Origin of the sequence: Pseudomonas sp. BYT-1 (assembly GCF_023611805.1) — a bacterium.
Lineage (GTDB): Bacteria > Pseudomonadota > Gammaproteobacteria > Pseudomonadales > Pseudomonadaceae > Aquipseudomonas > Aquipseudomonas guariconensis.
The window spans coordinates 1191414-1207107 of record NZ_CP072559.1; the positions used below are offsets into that span (position 1 = coordinate 1191414).

Consider the following 15694-nt stretch of genomic DNA (forward strand, 5'->3'; position numbering starts at 1 on the left):
TCCTACCCGCAAATAGGCCGGACAAACACCCAAACAATTAATTTGTTTGCCGTTGCCGTTGCTTTTGATACGCGATAGTCCAGACGCCACCTATCGCGACCTCAGAAGGCCGAGTGGAGGTGTCTGTAGGGGCAGGCGCGCAGCGCCCTTCGGCGCAGCCGAAGTCGCGAGATGGAGGCTGGCGTAGCCAGCCGGAGGCCGCGGAGCCCCGCAAGACACCGCAGCGAGGGGACCCCGGAGCGCAGCGCAGGGGCCGGATGTGGGAGCCAGCGGTTTTTGCCTACTTTTGCCCAAGAGCAAAAGTAGGTCGCCGTAAAGGCGAAAAGCGCCGGTGGCGCCACCACCAACACCGGATATTCACACAACCTGATAACCCAAACCCAACACAAAAAAACCACCACCCCCTATCTGGTCTAGTCTGAAAAAGACCGATACCGGACCAAGGCCCCACACAAGTGCCCGGACCGGCCAAACCATTGGAGTCCCTGGGAGGTGCCCTCATGAGCCTGCTGCTCGAGCCTTACACCCTGCGTCAGCTGACCCTGCCCAACCGCATCGCCGTTTCCCCCATGTGCCAGTACTCCGCTGTAGATGGTCTGGCCAATGACTGGCACCTGGTGCACCTGGGCAGCCGCGCCGTTGGCGGTGCTGGCCTGGTGATCACCGAAGCGACGGCGGTGACCCCTGACGGCCGTATCAGTGCCGAGGACCTGGGGCTGTGGAATGGCGCACAGATCCCACCCCTGCAACGCATCACCCGCTTCATCACTGCCCAAGGCGCTGTGCCGGGCATCCAGCTTGCCCACGCCGGACGCAAGGCCAGCACCCATCGCCCCTGGCTGGGCAAGCATGGCAGCGTCACGGTCGAAGAGGGCGGTTGGCAGCCGGTCGGCCCGTCCCGGATCGCCTTCGATCCAGAGCACACCGTGCCCCGCGAGCTCTCTGAGGACGAGATCGCCGGGATCGTCCAATCCTTTGCCGATGCCGCCCGTCGGGCATTGGTCGCGGGTTTCAAGGTAGTCGAAGTGCATGCCGCCCACGGTTATCTGTTGCACCAGTTCCTTTCGCCGCTGAGCAACCAGCGCCGGGACCGCTACGGCAGTTGCTTCGAGAACCGTATCCGCCTGACCCTGGAGGTGACCGAGGCAGTACGCAATGTGTGGCCTCAGGAGTTGCCGCTGTTCGTGCGTGTGTCGGCCACCGATTGGGTGGAAGACGGCTGGAACCCGGATGAAACCGTCGAACTCGCCCGGCGCCTGCGCACCCTCGGCGTGGACTTGATCGACGTGTCTTCAGGCGGTACCTCGGTCAACGCCGAGATTCCCACGGGGCCTGGCTACCAGACTCGTTTCGCCGAGCGTGTACGCAAGGAGTCGGAAATCGCCACCGGCACGGTAGGCATGATTACCGAACCGGCCCAGGCCGAACACATCCTGCGAACCGGTCAGGCAGACATCATCTTCCTCGCCCGCGAACTGCTACGCGACCCCTACTGGCCCCTGCACGCCGACGATGACCTGGGCGGCAACAAGGCCACCTGGCCGGCCCAGTATCAGCGGGCGACCAGCCGGGCCAACCCGATCCATGAGTCGGACTTGAGGGATTGAAGCCCACCGCTTCGCGTTTCATCCCACAAGCAGGTTTATCCGCGAATGGACGGCGAGTTCACTGACGCATTCGCGGATAAACGCCCCAGTTGCTCTCACACGGTAGTTCGGAAACAAACCGAGGCTGCAAGCAGCCTCGATCCGTTCGCCTCTGGCTCAGTGCTTGATCATCACATGCCGTACGCAGGTGTAGTCCTCTAGCCCATACATCGACATGTCCTTGCCATAGCCCGAATGCTTCTGGCCGCCATGAGGCATTTCGCTGACCAGCATGAAGTGGGTGTTGACCCAAGTGCAGCCATATTGCAGGCGCGCGGCCAGGCGGTGCGCTCGGCCGGTGTCGCGGGTCCAGACCGACGAGGCCAGCCCGTAGTCCGAATCGTTGGCCCATGCCAGGGCCTGGGCTTCGTCGCTGAAACGCGTCACCGAGACCACCGGCCCGAAGACTTCATGGCGCACGATTTCATCGTCCTGCAGGGCATCGGCGAGCACGGTTGGTTCGAAGAAGAACCCTTCTCCCGGAATGACCTTGCCGCCGGTGACCAGACGAATGTGCGGCTGGGCGATGGCGCGCTCTACCATGCCTGCGACTTTGTCGCGGTGCTGGGCGCTGATCAGCGGGCCGAGCTCGGTGTCAGGCGCATCCTGAAGACCAGGTTTGAGGCTTGCCACTGCCTCGCCCAGACGTTCGACGAAGCGATCATAGATGCCGTCCTGTACATAGAGGCGACAGGCGGCGGTGCAGTCCTGGCCGGCGTTGTAGAAGCCGAAGGTGCGTATCCCCTCGATGGCCGCGTCGAGGTCGGCGTCGTCGAAGACCAGCACCGGCGCTTTGCCGCCCAGCTCCATGTGCATGCGTTTCACGCTGTCAGCGATGGAGCTTACGATACGTGCGCCGGTGGGGATGGAACCGGTCAGCGAGACCATGCGCACTTTTGGATGGGTGACCAGCGGCGCGCCGACCGTCTGGCCACGGCCAAAGACGATGTTGAGTACCCCGGCCGGCAGCAGGTTCTGGGCCAGCTCCGCCAGGCGCAGGGCTGTGAGCGGGGTCATCTCCGAAGGTTTGAGCACCACGGTGTTGCCTGCCGCCAGGGCCGGGGCAATCTTCCAGGCCAGCATCATCAGCGGGTAGTTCCATGGGGCGATGGAGGCAACCACACCCAGTGGGTCGCGGCGGATCATCGAGGTGTGTCCCGGCAGGTACTCACCCGCCGCCGAACCACCCAGGCAGCGCGCGGCGCCGGCGAAGTAGCGGAACACATCGGCGATGGCCGGAATCTCGTCACCCAGCGCGGCGGCAAAGGGCTTGCCGCAGTTCTGCGATTCCAGCCTGGCCAATTCCTCGCCATGCTGTTCGATGGTGTCGGCCAGGGCCAGCAACGCCGCTGAGCGCTCCTTCGGAGTGGTTTGCGACCAGGCGTCGAAGGCCAGGTCTGCGGCGCGCACGGCGGCATCGACCTGGGCTTCGGTCGCTTCGTTGATCTGCGCCAAGGCACTGCCAAGGGCAGGGTTGAGCACGGTCCAGGCGGGGCCTTCGCCTGCGACCAGGCGACCGTTGATCAGCATTCGGGTTTGCATCGGGACTCCTCCTAGGTCATTTGCCGCTGCCCGCGACGCTCTCGCCGCCACGGGTCAGGTAATAGGCGCCGAGTATCGGCAGCATGGTCACCAGCATCACCAGCATGGCGACCACGTTGGTGACTGGCACGTCGCGCGGGCGGCTGAGCTGATTGAGCAACCAGATCGGCAGTGTGCGCTCATGGCCGGCGGTAAAGGTAGTGACGATGATCTCATCGAACGACAGGGCGAATGCCAGCATGCCACCCGCGAGCAGCGCCGAGCCGAGATTGGGCAGGATGATGTAGCGGAAGGTCTGCCAGCCATCGGCGCCCAGGTCCATCGAGGCTTCGATCAGACTCTGGGATGTACGGCGCAGGCGGGCGATGACGTTGTTGTAGACGATCACTACGCAGAACGTGGCGTGGCCCACCACAATGGTGAGCAGCCCAGGTTCGATGCCCAGGGTCTTGAAGGCCGAGAGCAGGGCGATGCCAGTGATGATGCCGGGCAGGGCGATGGGCAGGATCAACATCAGCGAGATGCTCTCCTTGCCAAAGAAGCTGCGCCGGTACAGCGCCGCCGCGGCCAGGGTGCCAAGCACCAAGGCGATCACCGTGGCCAGACAGGCTACCTGCAGCGACAGCTTGATCGCCTCCAGTACATCCTGGCGGGCGAAGGTCACGGCGAACCACTTGAGGGTGAATCCGCGCGGAGGAAAGCTGAATGCCGCATCTTCGGTGTTGAACGCATAGAGCAAGATGATCAGGATCGGAAAGTGCAGGAACACCAACCCGCCCCAGGCCGCCAGGCGCAGGCCCAGCGAGGCTTTTTCAGAGTGCATCGAAGGCCCCCAACCGTTTGACGATCGACAGGTAGATGGCGATCAGCACGATGGGCACCAGGGTAAATGCCGCGGCCATGGGCATGTTGCCGATCGCCCCTTGCTGGGCATACACCATGCTGCCGATGAAATAGCCCGGCGGGCCGATCAGTTGCGGCACGATGAAGTCGCCGAGGGTCAGGGAAAACGTGAAGATCGACCCCGCGGCGATACCCGGTACCGCAAGTGGCAGCACCACCAGCAAAAAGGTCTGGCTCGGCCGGGCGCCCAGGTCGGCCGAGGCCTGTAGCAGCGAGGGCGGCAAGCGCTCCAGCGAGGCCTGGATCGGCAGAATCATGAACGGCAGCCAGATATAGACGAACACCAGGAACCGTCCAAGGTGCGAGGTGGACAGGGTGCTGCCACCCACCCCGGGCACGGCGAGGATCGCCTGCAACACAGCCTGCAGGTGCATCTGCTGGATGAACCACTGGGCCACGCCACCTTTGGCCAGCAGCAGTGTCCAGGCATAGGTCTTGACGATGTAGCTGGCCCACATCGGCATCATGACGGCGATGTAGAAAAATGCCTTGGTCCGCCCCGAGGTGTAGCGGGCCATGTAATAGGCGATCGGAAACGCCAGCACTGCGCTGGCCACTGACACGGCGAGCGCCATGGCCAAGGTGCGCAGGATGATGTCGAAGTTCGCCGGGGCGAACAGGGCCGCGAAGTTGGCCAGCGTCAGGTCCGGCGTCACCGCCATGGTGAAGTCGTCGAAGGTGTAGAACCCCTGCCAGAGCAGGTTCAGCAGCGAGCCCAGATAGATCGCGCCAAACCAGGTCAACGGCGGGATCAACAACAGCAACAAGTACAGGTTCGGACGCCGGTAGAGCAGAGTGCCGAGCCGTCTGACCAGTGACGGGCTTTGCATCGCCAGGGTCATCTGGCCTGGCCCTCGTCCAGGATGGTTTCGCGCAAGCGCCTCATTGCCGCGCGGGGCCAATGGGCCTGCACACGCTGTCCCAGTTGCCAGGGCTGGGGGCGCTCCTGCCAACGGTCATTGGCCTGGCTGACGGTCAGCAGCAGGCCGTTGTCCAGCCGCACTTCGTAGCGCGTGGCACTGCCCTGGTACTGGATGTCGTGCAGCAAGCCGCTGACCTGGATGTCCTCGGCGATTGCCGCGTGCTCTGCCAGGCGGATGTGTTCGGGGCGTATGGAAAAAGGCGAGACCTCTGCGGTGAGCTGCTGGGCCAGCTCGCCGCGGATCACGTTGGAGGTCCCGACGAATTCGGCGACGAAGGTGGTCGCCGGTTTCATGTACAGGTTGCGTGGGCTATCGACCTGTTCGATGCGGCCCCGGTTGAACACCGCGACGCGATCGGACATCGACAAGGCTTCGGTCTGGTCGTGGGTGACGAAGATGAAGGTGATGCCCAATTGCCGCTGCAGTTTCTTCAGCTCGCCTTGCATCTGTTCGCGCAGCTTCAGGTCCAGGGCACCGAGTGGTTCGTCGAGCAACAGCACCCGTGGCCGATTGACCAGGGCGCGGGCCAGGGCAACGCGCTGGCGCTGGCCGCCGGAGAGCTGCGCCGGCTTGCGCTCGGCATAGCCTGCCAGGGCGACCATCGCCAGGGCCTCGTCGGCACGGCTGTAGCGTTCGGCCTTGGCCACCCCCTTGACCTTCAGGCCATAGGCGATGTTGTCGCGCACGTTCATGTGCGGAAACAGGGCGTAGTCCTGGAATACCGTGTTCACGTCACGCTGGTAAGGCGGCAGTCCGGCAGCCTCTACATCATGCAGACGGATCGAGCCGCTGCTCGGTTGTTCGAAGCCTGCGATCAGGCGTAGGCAGGTGGTCTTGCCCGAGCCCGAGGGGCCGAGCATGGAGAAGAACTCGCCTTCCTGGATGTCGATGCTGACACGGTCGACGGCCCTGACGTCGCCGAACGTACGGGATACCTCGGTGAGCTGGACTGCTAGGGGCATTGCGCTGGCTCCGTGCATTTTATCTACTGCGTGAACCCTTTCGCGGATGAACCCGCTCCCACGGCGATCACGCCGTACCGAGCGGGTTCACCCGCGAAGAAGCCGGAACAACAATCAGTCGATCTGTCAGCGTCCGCCCATGATCGCAATATAGTCCTGGGTCCAGCGGCTATAAGGGACGAATTTGCCGCCGCTGGACTGCGGCGTCTTCCAGAACGCGATCTTGTCGAAGTTGTCGATCCCGTTGACCTTGCAGCCCTCGGCGCCCAGCAGCTCGCTGCCGGTGCAGGCGGCGGGCACAGCCGGCACCGAGCCGAACCAGGCCGCGACGTCGCCCTGGACCTTCGGTTGCAATGACCAGTCCATCCATTTGTAGGCGCAGTTGGGGTGCTTGGCTTCGCTGTGCAGCATGGTGGTGTCGGCCCAGCCGGTGGCGCCTTCCTTTGGGATGGTCGAGGCGACCGGCTGTTTGTCGGCCTTCAGGCCATTGACCATGTAACCCCAGGAACTGGAGGCGGCCACGCCTTCGTTCTTCACATCGCTCATCTGCACGGTCGCATCGTGCCAGTAGCGGTGGATCAGCGGCTGTTGCTGACGCAGCAGGTCGAGTACGGCCTTGTACTGGGTTTCGCTGAGCTCGTAGGGGTCCTGGATGCCCAGCTCAGGCTTGGTGGATTTCAGGTAGAGCGCAGCGTCGGCGATGTAGATCGGGCCATCGTAGGCCTGTACCCGACCTTTGTTCGGTTTGCCGTCCGGCAGGTTCTGGGGCTCGAAGACCACACTCCAGCTGGTGGGCGGTTGCTTGAACACTGCGGTGCTGTAGAGCAGCACGTTCGGGCCCCATTGGTAAGGCGTGCCGTAAACCTGCTTATCGACCACGTACCAGCCGCCGTTCTGCAGGCGTGGGTCGATGTTCTTCCAGTTGGGGATCAGCGCCGTGTTGATCGGCTGTACCCGCTTGCCAGCGATCAGCCGCAGCGAGGCGTCGCCCGAGGCGGTCACCAGGTCGTAGCCGCCCTTGGTCATCAGGCTGACCATTTCGTCGGAGGTCGCGGCGGTCTTCACGCTGACCTTGCAGCCGGTCTCTTTCTCGAATCCGGTGACCCAGTCGTAGGCCTTGTCGCTTTCGCCGCGTTCGATGTAGCCGGGCCAGGCGACGATATCCAGGCGCCCCTCGCCATCGCCGATGCTCTGGGGCAGGCCTGCGGCCTGCAGATTGGCGCTGGCCAGCAGGGCGCCGATCACGGCGCTGGACAATGCGGTCTTGTGCACTGACATGGTGTTCCCTCTTTTGGAATTTTTGATCGGGGCAGTCATCAAGAAAGCAGCGAAGCGATGGGATAAGCGTAGTGCGCTTGTCGCGCACCTGCGGCCGGTTCGGGCAGGCGCATGCGATGTCGAGTCTAGTTCGTTTTTTGCCGGTGGTTACGCAACATCCGGATGCAAATGCATTAAGCGTGAGTTCAGTCCACAGGCCTAATCTGGGGCTTTCCTTTTCAGCAAGAGGTAATGCCAGATGAACACCCGTGGCTTGCTCGATCAACTGCTCAAATCCGGCCAGGAGCTGCTGCAAAACCAGCAAGGCAAGGGCGGCGGCGCCAAGGGAGCGGGCGTGGCTGATCTGCTGGGCGGCCAGTCAGGCAAGGGCGGGCTGGGCAGCTTGCTCTCCGGTGCCGGTGGCGGTGCCCTGGCGGCAGGTGCCATGGGCCTGCTTCTGGGCAGCAAGAAGGCCCGCAAGTATGGTGGCAAAGTGCTCACCTACGGTGGCCTGGCTGCGCTTGGTGTACTGGCGTACAAGGCCTACGGCAACTGGCAGGCGCGCCAGGGCCAGACCGCGGCCCACGAGCCTCGTACCCTCGATCGCCTGCCTGCGGCCCAGGCCGAGCAGCACAGCCAGGCGGTGCTGCGCGCCCTGGTGGCGGCGGCCAAATCGGACGGGCATATCGATGAGCGCGAGCGCGCCTTGATCGAAGGTGAGTTCGTCCGCCTGGACAGCGACCGCGAGCTCCAGCATTGGCTGCACGCCGAATTGAACAAACCGCTGGACCCCGCCGAAGTGGCCGCTGCCGCGCAGACGCCCGAGATGGCGGCTGAAATGTACCTGGCCAGCGTGATGATGGTCGATCAGGAAAACTTCATGGAACGCGCTTATTTGGATGAACTGGCCCGCCAGTTGCGTCTGGATCCTGGCCTGCGCCAGGCGCTCGAGGATCAGGTCCGCCTCGCTGCGGGGTAAGCCACGGGGCGTCCTTCCACTCAGGTAAGGGACGCCTCCACAGCCTGCAAAATCAGCCGCGAACGGGCGGGGCGCCTAGGCTATACTCTGGCGATTTTTCCCCGCTCGTAATGAATTCCTGAGGGCTGAACGTGAAGAACTGGACCTTGCGCCAACGGATCCTGGCAAGTTTCGCCGTGATCATCGCCATCATGCTGCTGATGATCGTCGCCGCATACTCGCGGTTGGTGGCGATCGAGGCCAGTGAAGAGGCAGTAGGCTCGGACAGCATCCCTGGCTTCTACTACAGCTCGATGCTTCGCAGCGCCTGGGTCGACAGCTACGTCACCAGCCAGCAGTTGGTGGGGTTGTCCGGTCGCCGGGAAATCACCCCGGCGGACCTGGCCGAGTTCAAGAGCTTCGATGAGCGCCTCAAACAGGAGATGGCCAGCTACCAGGCGACGATCCATAATCCGGACGATCAGGCCGCGCTCGATGCGTTCAGGGTGCTTGAAGCCGACTACATGAAGCTCGTCGACCAGGTGCTCGAAGCCTACCAGCAGAAGCGCTATGCCGAAGCCGAGCGTCTGATCAACGAATCCCTCACCCCGGCCTGGATCAACGGCCGCCAGCACCTGAACCGGGTCATTGAAAGCAATCGCGAATCCGCCGAAGCGGCCACCAACGACATCGTCTCTGCCGTAGCCACGGCCAAGGGCAGCATGATCGTCTCGTTGCTGCTGGCAATCCTGGCTGCCGGTATCTGCGGTCTGCTATTGCTGCGTGCCATCACCGCGCCCGTGCAGCGCATCGTCCATGCCTTGGACAAGCTGCGTTCGGGTGACCTGAGCATGCGCCTGAGCCTGGCCCGCAAGGATGAGTTCGGTAGCATCGAGACCGGCTTCAACGAAATGGCCGTGGCGCTGGCCGACCTGGTCGCCCAGGCCCAGCGTTCGTCGGTGCAGGTGACCACTTCGGTCACTGAAATCGCCGCCACGTCCAAGCAGCAACAAGCGACTGCCACCGAAACCGCCGCCACCACCACCGAGATCGGTGCCACTTCGCGAGAGATCGCCGCTACCTCCCGTGACCTGGTCCGTACCATGACCGAGGTGACCTCCGCCGCCGACCAGGCCTCGGTCCTTGCCGGCTCTGGCCAGCAGGGCCTGGCACGCATGGAAGAGACCATGCACCAGGTGATGGGCGCCGCCGACCTGGTCAACGCCAAGCTGGCGATCCTCAACGAGAAGGCCAGCAACATCAACCAAGTGGTCGTGACCATCGTCAAGGTGGCCGACCAGACCAACCTGCTGTCGCTCAATGCCGCCATCGAGGCGGAGAAGGCCGGTGAGTACGGCCGTGGTTTCGCCGTGGTGGCCACTGAGGTGCGTCGCCTGGCCGACCAGACTGCCGTGGCAACCTACGACATCGAGCAAATGGTGCGGGAAATCCAGTCCGCCGTCTCGGCCGGGGTCATGGGCATGGACAAGTTCTCCGAGGAAGTGCGGCGGGGCATGTTCGAGGTCCAGCAGGTGGGCGAACAGCTCACCCAGATCATCCACCAGGTCCAGGCACTGGCGCCGCGGGTGCTGATGGTCAACGAAGGCATGCAGGCCCAGGCCACCGGTGCCGAGCAAATCAACCAGGCCCTGGCCCAGCTCAGCGATGCGAGCACCCAGACCGTGGAGTCCTTGCGCCAGGCGAGCTTCGCCATCGACGAGTTGAGCCAGGTGGCTGCCGGGCTGCGCGGCGGTGTGTCGCGCTTCAAAGTCTGACGGCGATGAACGACGTGCAACCCCATCAGGAGCAGGCCGACGGTGCCAAGGCAGCGCTGTATCTGCAGTTCTGCATCGGCGAGCAGCGCTTTGCCCTGGACGTGCGCGAGGTGATCGAGGTATTGCCACGGCGCACGCTCAAGCCCATCGCCCAGGCGCCTGCGTGGGTCGCCGGTATCCTTGCCCATCGCGGCACCTTGGTACCGGTGATCGATCTCTCGGCGCTGAGCTTCGCCACCCCGGCCCCCTTGCGTACCAGCACCCGGCTTGTGCTGGTGCACTATGGCGGCGACCGGCAACTGGGGTTGATTCTGGAGCAGGCCACCGACACCTTGCGATGCCGGCCCGATGAGTTCCAGCCCTATGGCCTGGACAACGCCGATGCGCCATACCTGGGACCGGTGCGCCAGGATGCCTGGGGGCTGCTGCAGCGGATCGAGGTGGACGACTTGCTGCCGGACGATGTCCGCGATCTGCTGTTCCCCGAGCCGCCAGGGCAGGTGCCGGCATGATCGAACAGCACTTCTTCCGTTTCCTGCAGGAGCGCATCGGCCTGGACGTCGAGTCGGTCGGCGCGCCCATGGTCGAACGTGCCTTGCGCCAGCGCTGCGCTGCCGTGCAGGCCGATGGCCTGGACGATTACTGGTCGCGCCTGCAGCAATCGGCCAGTGAGCAGCAGGCACTGATCGAGGCGGTGATCGTCCCGGAAACCTGGTTCTTCCGCTATCCCGAATCTTTCACCGCGCTGGTGGGGTTGGCCCACAAGCGTCTGGCCGAACTTGCCGGTCTGCGACCGCTGCGAATCCTCAGCCTGCCATGCTCCACGGGCGAGGAGCCCTACTCGATCGCCATGGCGCTGCTCGAGGGTGGTCTGGACCCGGCTGCATTTCGTGTCGACGCCATGGACATCAGCCCCAGTTCCATTGCCCGCGCGAAACAGGCCATCTATGGGCGCAACTCTTTCCGGGGCAGCGAGCTGGCGTTCCGCGACCGGCATTTCAGTGAAACCGACGAAGGCCACCAATTGGACGAGCGGGTAAGACGCCAGGTCGATCTGCAAGTCGGCAACGTGCTCGATCCTGCACTCAAGAGTCAGCAAGGGCTGTACGACTTCGTGTTCTGCCGCAATTTGCTGATCTACTTCGACGTCCCGACCCAGCGCCGGGTGTTCGAAGTGCTCAAGCACCTGACCCATGCCCAGGGCGTGCTGTTCATCGGCCCTGCCGAGGGCAGCCTGCTGGCCCGCCTGGGCATGCGTCCATTGGGCATCCCCCAGTCGTTCGCCTATGTGCGCCAGGAGGCGCCAGCCCCGGCGCCTGCACCCGTCGGGCAAGTTGCACCAATCAGTCGTCCCCCCTCCGTGCCTCCCCAGGCCCCACGGCCTGCCAGCCGTCCGGTGCGCCTGTCGCGCCCTCTTTCGTCGCCACCGCGCTCGCCGTCGCACGCCCAAGGTGAGAGCGAGCTGCTGGCCACCATCGCCCGTCAGGCCAACGCCGGTGAAAGCGCGCAGGCCCGCGCCAGCTGCCAGCGCTACCTGCAGCAGTTCGCGCCGAAAGCGCAGGTGTTCTACTGGCTCGGTCTGCTCAGCGACACCGAAGGCGACAGCCAGGAGGCCATCAGCCAGTATCGCAAGGCACTGTACCTGGAGCCGCAACATGCCGAGGCCTTGATGCACTTGGCGGCATTGCTGGCCTCCCAGGGCGACGAGGCGGGCGCGCGGCGTATGCAGGAGCGGGCGGCACGTGTGGGACGGGAGTCTGAACGATGAGTGAAACCATGCACCTGATCGCACGGGACGATGAGCTCATCGACGATTGCTGGAACCGTATCGGTGTGCACGGCGACAAGCAGTGCCCATTGCTCGAACGTCACATTCATTGCCGCAACTGCCAGGTCTACGCCAGTGCGGCCACGCGGCTGCTCGATCGCTATGCACTGTTGCAGGACGAGCAGGTCGAGGCGCCGCCGCCGGACGAAGACAGCGTCGGGCGCTCGATGCTGTTGTTCCGCCTGGGCGAGGAGTGGCTGGCGCTGGCCTGTGCCTGTCTGGCCGAAATCGCGCCGCTACAGTCGGTGCATTCGCTGCCGCACCAGCGCTCCGGGGTATTGCAGGGCGTGGCCAATGTGCGTGGCGCGCTGGTGCCCTGCCTGTCGCTGGCGGGCTTGCTGGGCGTCGAGGTGTTGCCGGCCCAGGAGCGTACCGGGCGCGTGATGCCGCGCATGCTGATCCTCGCCGCGGAGGGCGGCCCGGTGGTGATGGCGGTGGACGAGATCGACGGTATCCATCGCCTGGATCCGGCACGCCTGGCCGATGGCCAGGACGCTGCGCACTTCACCGCAGCGGTACTGCAATGGCGTGGACGCAGCGTGCGGGTGCTGGATGAACAACATGTACTGTCGGCCGTGAAGCGGAGCCTGTCATGACCCCTGAGCAAATGCGCGACGCCTCGCTGCTCGAACTGTTCAGCCTGGAGGCCGAGGCCCAGACCCAGGTGCTCAGTGCCGGGCTCATGGCGCTCGAGCGCAACCCGACCCAGGCCGACCAGCTCGAAGCCTGCATGCGCGCGGCCCATTCCCTGAAAGGGGCTGCACGGATCGTTGGCATCGATGCCGGTGTCAGCGTCGCCCACGTCATGGAAGACTGTCTGGTGGCGGCCCAGGAAGGGCGCCTGCGACTGCGCCCCGAGCATATCGATGCCTTGCTGCACGGCACTGACCTGTTGATGCGCATCGCAACACCCAATGACCGTGATGGCGAAGCCGCGGTGCCGGCGTTCCTGGTGCAGATGGCTAATCTGCTCGACCCCACGGCAGCGCCCGTGCCTGAGCCTGCCGCACCTGTCGAACCTGCACCACTGCAGACCACGCAGGTCGAACCGGTGGTGGCAGAGCCAGAGCCCGAGGCCGAGCCTGAGCCCAGCCTGCCTCGCAAGGTCGGCAAGCGCGGTGGCGAGGGTGGCGAACGGGTGCTCAGGGTCACCGCCGATCGTTTGAACAGCCTGCTCGACCTTTCCAGCAAGTCGCTGGTGGAAACCCAGCGACTCAAGCCCTACCTGGCCAGCCTGCAGCGGCTCAAGCGCATGCATGGCCAGGGCATGCGGGCCCTCGATGGCCTGAAGCAACAGCTCGAAGGCAGCGGCCAGAGCCACGAAGTGCTCGAGGCCTTGGCCCAGACTCAACGCCTGCTGGGCGAAACCCAGCAGATCCTGCAGCAACAGGCTGCCGATATCGACGAGTTCGGCTGGCAGGCCAGCCAGCGCGCCCAGCATCTCTACGACACCGCGCTGGCCTGCCGCATGCGGCCGTTCGCCGATGTCCTGACCGGTCAGAGCCGCATGGTCCGCGACCTTGGACGATCGCTGGGCAAGCAGGTGCAGTTGCAGATCGAAGGTGAGAAAACCCAAGTCGACCGTGACGTACTGGAAAAGCTCGAAGCGCCCTTGACCCATCTGCTGCGCAACGCCGTCGATCACGGTATCGAGCTGCCCGAGCGGCGCCTGCTGGCAGGCAAGCCCGTCGACGGCACGATTCGCCTGCGCGCCTCGCACCAAGCAGGCCTGCTGATCCTCGAACTGACCGACGATGGCGCCGGCATCGACCTTGATCGGTTGCGGCGTAGCATCGTCGAACGGGCTTTGTCACCGGCCGAGACCGTAGCGCAAATGAGCGAGTCGGAGCTGCTCACGTTCCTGTTCCTTCCTGGCTTCAGCATGCGTGACAAGGTCACCGAGGTGTCGGGCCGAGGCGTCGGCCTTGATGCGGTTCAACACATGGTGCGCGAGCTGCGTGGCTCGATCGAGCTGACCCAGGTGTCCGGCCAGGGGTGCTGCTTCCATCTGGAGGTGCCGCTGACGCTGTCGGTGGTGCGCAGCCTGGTGGTAGAGGTGGGGGGCGAAGCCTATGCCTTCCCGCTGGCGCACATCGAGCGCACCCTGGCGGTGGCTGCCGAGGACATCGTGCAGATCGAAGGGCGCCAGCACTTCTGGCACGAAGGACGGCATGTCGGGCTGGTCTCGGCCAGCCAGTTGCTCAACCGTCCGACCGGGCAGGATGACGAGCGCAGCCTGCCCGTGGTGGTGATTCGTGAGCGTGACCAACTGTACGGCGTGGCTGTGGAGCGGTTGATCGGCGAGCGGGTGCTGGTAGTGATGCCGCTGGATGCGCGCCTGGGCAAGGTCCAGGACATTTCCGCCGGGGCCTTGCTCGATGATGGTTCGGTGGTGCTGATCATCGACGTCGAGGATTTGCTGCGCTCGGTCGAGAAACTGCTCAGCACCGGCCGGCTGGAGCGCATCGAGCGCGGTGCCCGGGGCGGTCGCGCCATGGTGCGCAAGCGCATCCTGGTGGTCGACGACTCGCTCACCGTCCGTGAGCTGCAGCGCAAACTATTGGGCAACCAGGGCTACGACGTGGCCGTGGCGGTGGACGGCATGGATGGCTGGAATGCCCTGCGCGCCGATGATTTCGATCTGCTGATCACCGATATCGACATGCCGCGCATGGACGGCATCGAACTGGTCACCTTGGTGCGTCGAGACCAGCGCCTGCAATCGCTGCCGGTCATGGTGGTGTCCTACAAGGATCGTGAAGAAGACCGGCGACGTGGACTGGACGCCGGTGCCGACTACTATTTGGCTAAAGCCAGTTTCCATGACGATGCGTTGCTGGACGCCGTGGTGGAGTTGATCGGGGGTGCCCAGGGATGAAGATCGCCATCGTCAACGACATGCCCATGGCAGTGGAGGCGCTGCGCCGGGCCTTGGCCTTCGAGCCCGAGCACCAGGTGGTCTGGGTGGCCAGCGATGGCGCCGAAGCCGTGGCCCGGTGCGCCGAGTTCACCCCTGACCTGATTCTCATGGACCTGATCATGCCGGTGATGGATGGCGTCGAGGCGACCCGGCGGATCATGGCCGAAACACCCTGTGCCATCGTCATTGTCACGGTCGACCGCAAGCAGAATGTGCATCGGGTATTCGAAGCCATGGGCCATGGCGCCCTGGACGTGGTGGATACGCCTTCGCTGGGCGCGGGGGATGCACGGGAAGCGGCAGCCCCGCTGTTGCGCAAGATCCTCAATATAGGCTGGCTGATCGGCCAGCAACGCTCCGCGGCGCCCCGCGCTGTGTCCGCTCCACTGGTGGGGGCGTCCCAGCGTCGTGGCCTGGTGGCCATCGGCTCTTCGGCGGGCGGTCCAGCAGCGCTGGAAGTCCTGCTCAAAGGCTTGCCGCGCGAGTTTCCCGCGTCGATCGTGCTGGTGCAGCACGTTGATCAGGTATTCGCCAGTGGCATGGCCGAATGGCTCAGCGGGGTCTCGGGCTTGCCGGTGCGCCTGGCGCGAGAGGGCGAGCCACCCCAGCCAGGGCAAGTGCTGCTGGCCGGCACCAATCATCACATCCGCCTGCTGCAGGGCGGCCAGCTTAGCTATACGGCCGAGCCTGTCGGTGAAATCTACCGCCCCTCGATCAACGTGTTCTTCGAGAGTGTGGCGCGTTTCTGGACGGGCGATGCCGTGGGCGTCTTGCTCACCGGCATGGGCCGCGACGGCGCCCAGGGTCTGAAACAGATGCGCCAGCGTGGTTTCCTCACCATCGCCCAGGACCAGCAGAGTTCGGCGGTCTACGGCATGCCCAAGGCGGCTGCGGCGATCGAGGCTGCCGTGGAGATACGGCCGCTGGAACGCATCGCGGGCCGACTGATGGAAATCTTTTCGAAATGACGATATGTATTG

At 64.4% G+C, this 15694-nt stretch carries 13 protein-coding genes; 8 read left to right on the top strand and 5 right to left on the bottom strand.

Going from position 1 to position 15694, the window contains the following annotated elements:
- Window positions 1–500 precede the first annotated feature (500 nt).
- Window positions 501–1607: an NADH:flavin oxidoreductase/NADH oxidase gene (locus J5X93_RS05385; RefSeq protein WP_250034546.1), complete on the top strand. Its 1107-nt coding sequence runs from the start codon at window positions 501–503 to the stop codon at window positions 1605–1607.
- 156 nt (window positions 1608–1763) lie between these two features.
- On the opposite strand, the gene J5X93_RS05390 is transcribed toward J5X93_RS05385, so the two are convergent.
- The 5 genes from J5X93_RS05390 to ydcS all read right to left on the bottom strand — a co-directional run bounded on the left by J5X93_RS05390 (window position 1764) and on the right by ydcS (window position 7254).
- Complete coding sequence (locus J5X93_RS05390; protein WP_182941666.1) at window positions 1764–3188, bottom strand: gamma-aminobutyraldehyde dehydrogenase; 1425 nt, start codon at window positions 3186–3188, stop codon at window positions 1764–1766.
- A 16-nt stretch (window positions 3189–3204) separates the two neighbouring features.
- Window positions 3205–4011, bottom strand: coding sequence for an ABC transporter permease (locus tag J5X93_RS05395; RefSeq protein WP_043213737.1), 807 nt, complete (start codon window positions 4009–4011; stop codon window positions 3205–3207).
- Window positions 4001–4933 carry an ABC transporter permease gene (locus J5X93_RS05400; RefSeq protein ID WP_043213739.1) on the bottom strand — a complete coding sequence of 311 codons (933 nt, stop codon included), beginning with the start codon at window positions 4931–4933 and terminating at the stop codon, window positions 4001–4003. Before J5X93_RS05400 ends, J5X93_RS05395 begins: the two co-directional genes overlap by 11 nt.
- Window positions 4930–5976: an ABC transporter ATP-binding protein gene (locus J5X93_RS05405; protein WP_182941664.1), complete on the bottom strand. Its 1047-nt coding sequence runs from the start codon at window positions 5974–5976 to the stop codon at window positions 4930–4932. Before J5X93_RS05405 ends, J5X93_RS05400 begins: the two co-directional genes overlap by 4 nt.
- A gap of 126 nt (window positions 5977–6102) precedes the next feature.
- Window positions 6103–7254 carry a putative ABC transporter substrate-binding protein YdcS gene (gene ydcS, locus J5X93_RS05410; protein ID WP_090346020.1) on the bottom strand — a complete coding sequence of 384 codons (1152 nt, stop codon included), beginning with the start codon at window positions 7252–7254 and terminating at the stop codon, window positions 6103–6105.
- 238 nt (window positions 7255–7492) lie between these two features.
- Between ydcS and J5X93_RS05415 the strand changes: the two genes are divergently transcribed.
- From J5X93_RS05415 to J5X93_RS05445, 7 genes are all read left to right on the top strand, one after another.
- A complete protein-coding gene (locus J5X93_RS05415) occupies window positions 7493–8212 on the top strand; it encodes a tellurite resistance TerB family protein (protein WP_182941662.1) in 720 nt (239 codons plus the stop codon).
- Between the two features lie 131 nt (window positions 8213–8343).
- A complete protein-coding gene (locus J5X93_RS05420; RefSeq protein ID WP_043213746.1) occupies window positions 8344–9966 on the top strand; it encodes a methyl-accepting chemotaxis protein in 1623 nt (540 codons plus the stop codon).
- A gap of 5 nt (window positions 9967–9971) precedes the next feature.
- Window positions 9972–10478 carry a chemotaxis protein CheW gene (locus tag J5X93_RS05425; protein WP_090346027.1) on the top strand — a complete coding sequence of 169 codons (507 nt, stop codon included), beginning with the start codon at window positions 9972–9974 and terminating at the stop codon, window positions 10476–10478.
- A complete protein-coding gene (locus tag J5X93_RS05430) occupies window positions 10475–11734 on the top strand; it encodes a CheR family methyltransferase (RefSeq protein ID WP_102082204.1) in 1260 nt (419 codons plus the stop codon). The genes J5X93_RS05425 and J5X93_RS05430 overlap by 4 nt, the downstream gene beginning before the upstream one ends.
- Window positions 11731–12390 (top strand): chemotaxis protein CheW, encoded by a 660-nt coding sequence (locus tag J5X93_RS05435; protein ID WP_043213753.1) that lies wholly within the window; start codon window positions 11731–11733, stop codon window positions 12388–12390. The genes J5X93_RS05430 and J5X93_RS05435 overlap by 4 nt, the downstream gene beginning before the upstream one ends.
- Window positions 12387–14672 carry a hybrid sensor histidine kinase/response regulator gene (locus J5X93_RS05440; RefSeq protein WP_090346033.1) on the top strand — a complete coding sequence of 762 codons (2286 nt, stop codon included), beginning with the start codon at window positions 12387–12389 and terminating at the stop codon, window positions 14670–14672. Before J5X93_RS05435 ends, J5X93_RS05440 begins: the two co-directional genes overlap by 4 nt.
- Window positions 14669–15682, top strand: a complete 1014-nt coding sequence (locus tag J5X93_RS05445) for a chemotaxis response regulator protein-glutamate methylesterase (protein WP_043213756.1) — start codon at window positions 14669–14671, stop codon at window positions 15680–15682. The genes J5X93_RS05440 and J5X93_RS05445 overlap by 4 nt, the downstream gene beginning before the upstream one ends.
- Window positions 15683–15694: the final 12 nt, after the last annotated feature.

Bases quoted from the DNA above. Each gene is read 5' to 3' on its own strand.
- J5X93_RS05415 (WP_182941662.1), top strand. From the start codon at position 7,493: ATGAACACCCGTGGCTTGCTCGATCAACTGCTCAAATCCGGCCAGGAG.
- J5X93_RS05405 (WP_182941664.1), bottom strand. From the start codon at position 5,976: ATGCCCCTAGCAGTCCAGCTCACCGAGGTATCCCGTACGTTCGGCGAC.
- J5X93_RS05425 (WP_090346027.1), top strand. From the start codon at position 9,972: ATGAACGACGTGCAACCCCATCAGGAGCAGGCCGACGGTGCCAAGGCA.
- J5X93_RS05445 (WP_043213756.1), top strand. From the start codon at position 14,669: ATGAAGATCGCCATCGTCAACGACATGCCCATGGCAGTGGAGGCGCTG.
- J5X93_RS05440 (WP_090346033.1), top strand. From the start codon at position 12,387: ATGACCCCTGAGCAAATGCGCGACGCCTCGCTGCTCGAACTGTTCAGC.
- J5X93_RS05385 (WP_250034546.1), top strand. From the start codon at position 501: ATGAGCCTGCTGCTCGAGCCTTACACCCTGCGTCAGCTGACCCTGCCC.
- ydcS (WP_090346020.1), bottom strand. From the start codon at position 7,254: ATGTCAGTGCACAAGACCGCATTGTCCAGCGCCGTGATCGGCGCCCTG.
- J5X93_RS05400 (WP_043213739.1), bottom strand. From the start codon at position 4,933: ATGACCCTGGCGATGCAAAGCCCGTCACTGGTCAGACGGCTCGGCACT.
- J5X93_RS05435 (WP_043213753.1), top strand. From the start codon at position 11,731: ATGAGTGAAACCATGCACCTGATCGCACGGGACGATGAGCTCATCGAC.
- J5X93_RS05430 (WP_102082204.1), top strand. From the start codon at position 10,475: ATGATCGAACAGCACTTCTTCCGTTTCCTGCAGGAGCGCATCGGCCTG.
- J5X93_RS05390 (WP_182941666.1), bottom strand. From the start codon at position 3,188: ATGCAAACCCGAATGCTGATCAACGGTCGCCTGGTCGCAGGCGAAGGC.
- J5X93_RS05395 (WP_043213737.1), bottom strand. From the start codon at position 4,011: ATGCACTCTGAAAAAGCCTCGCTGGGCCTGCGCCTGGCGGCCTGGGGC.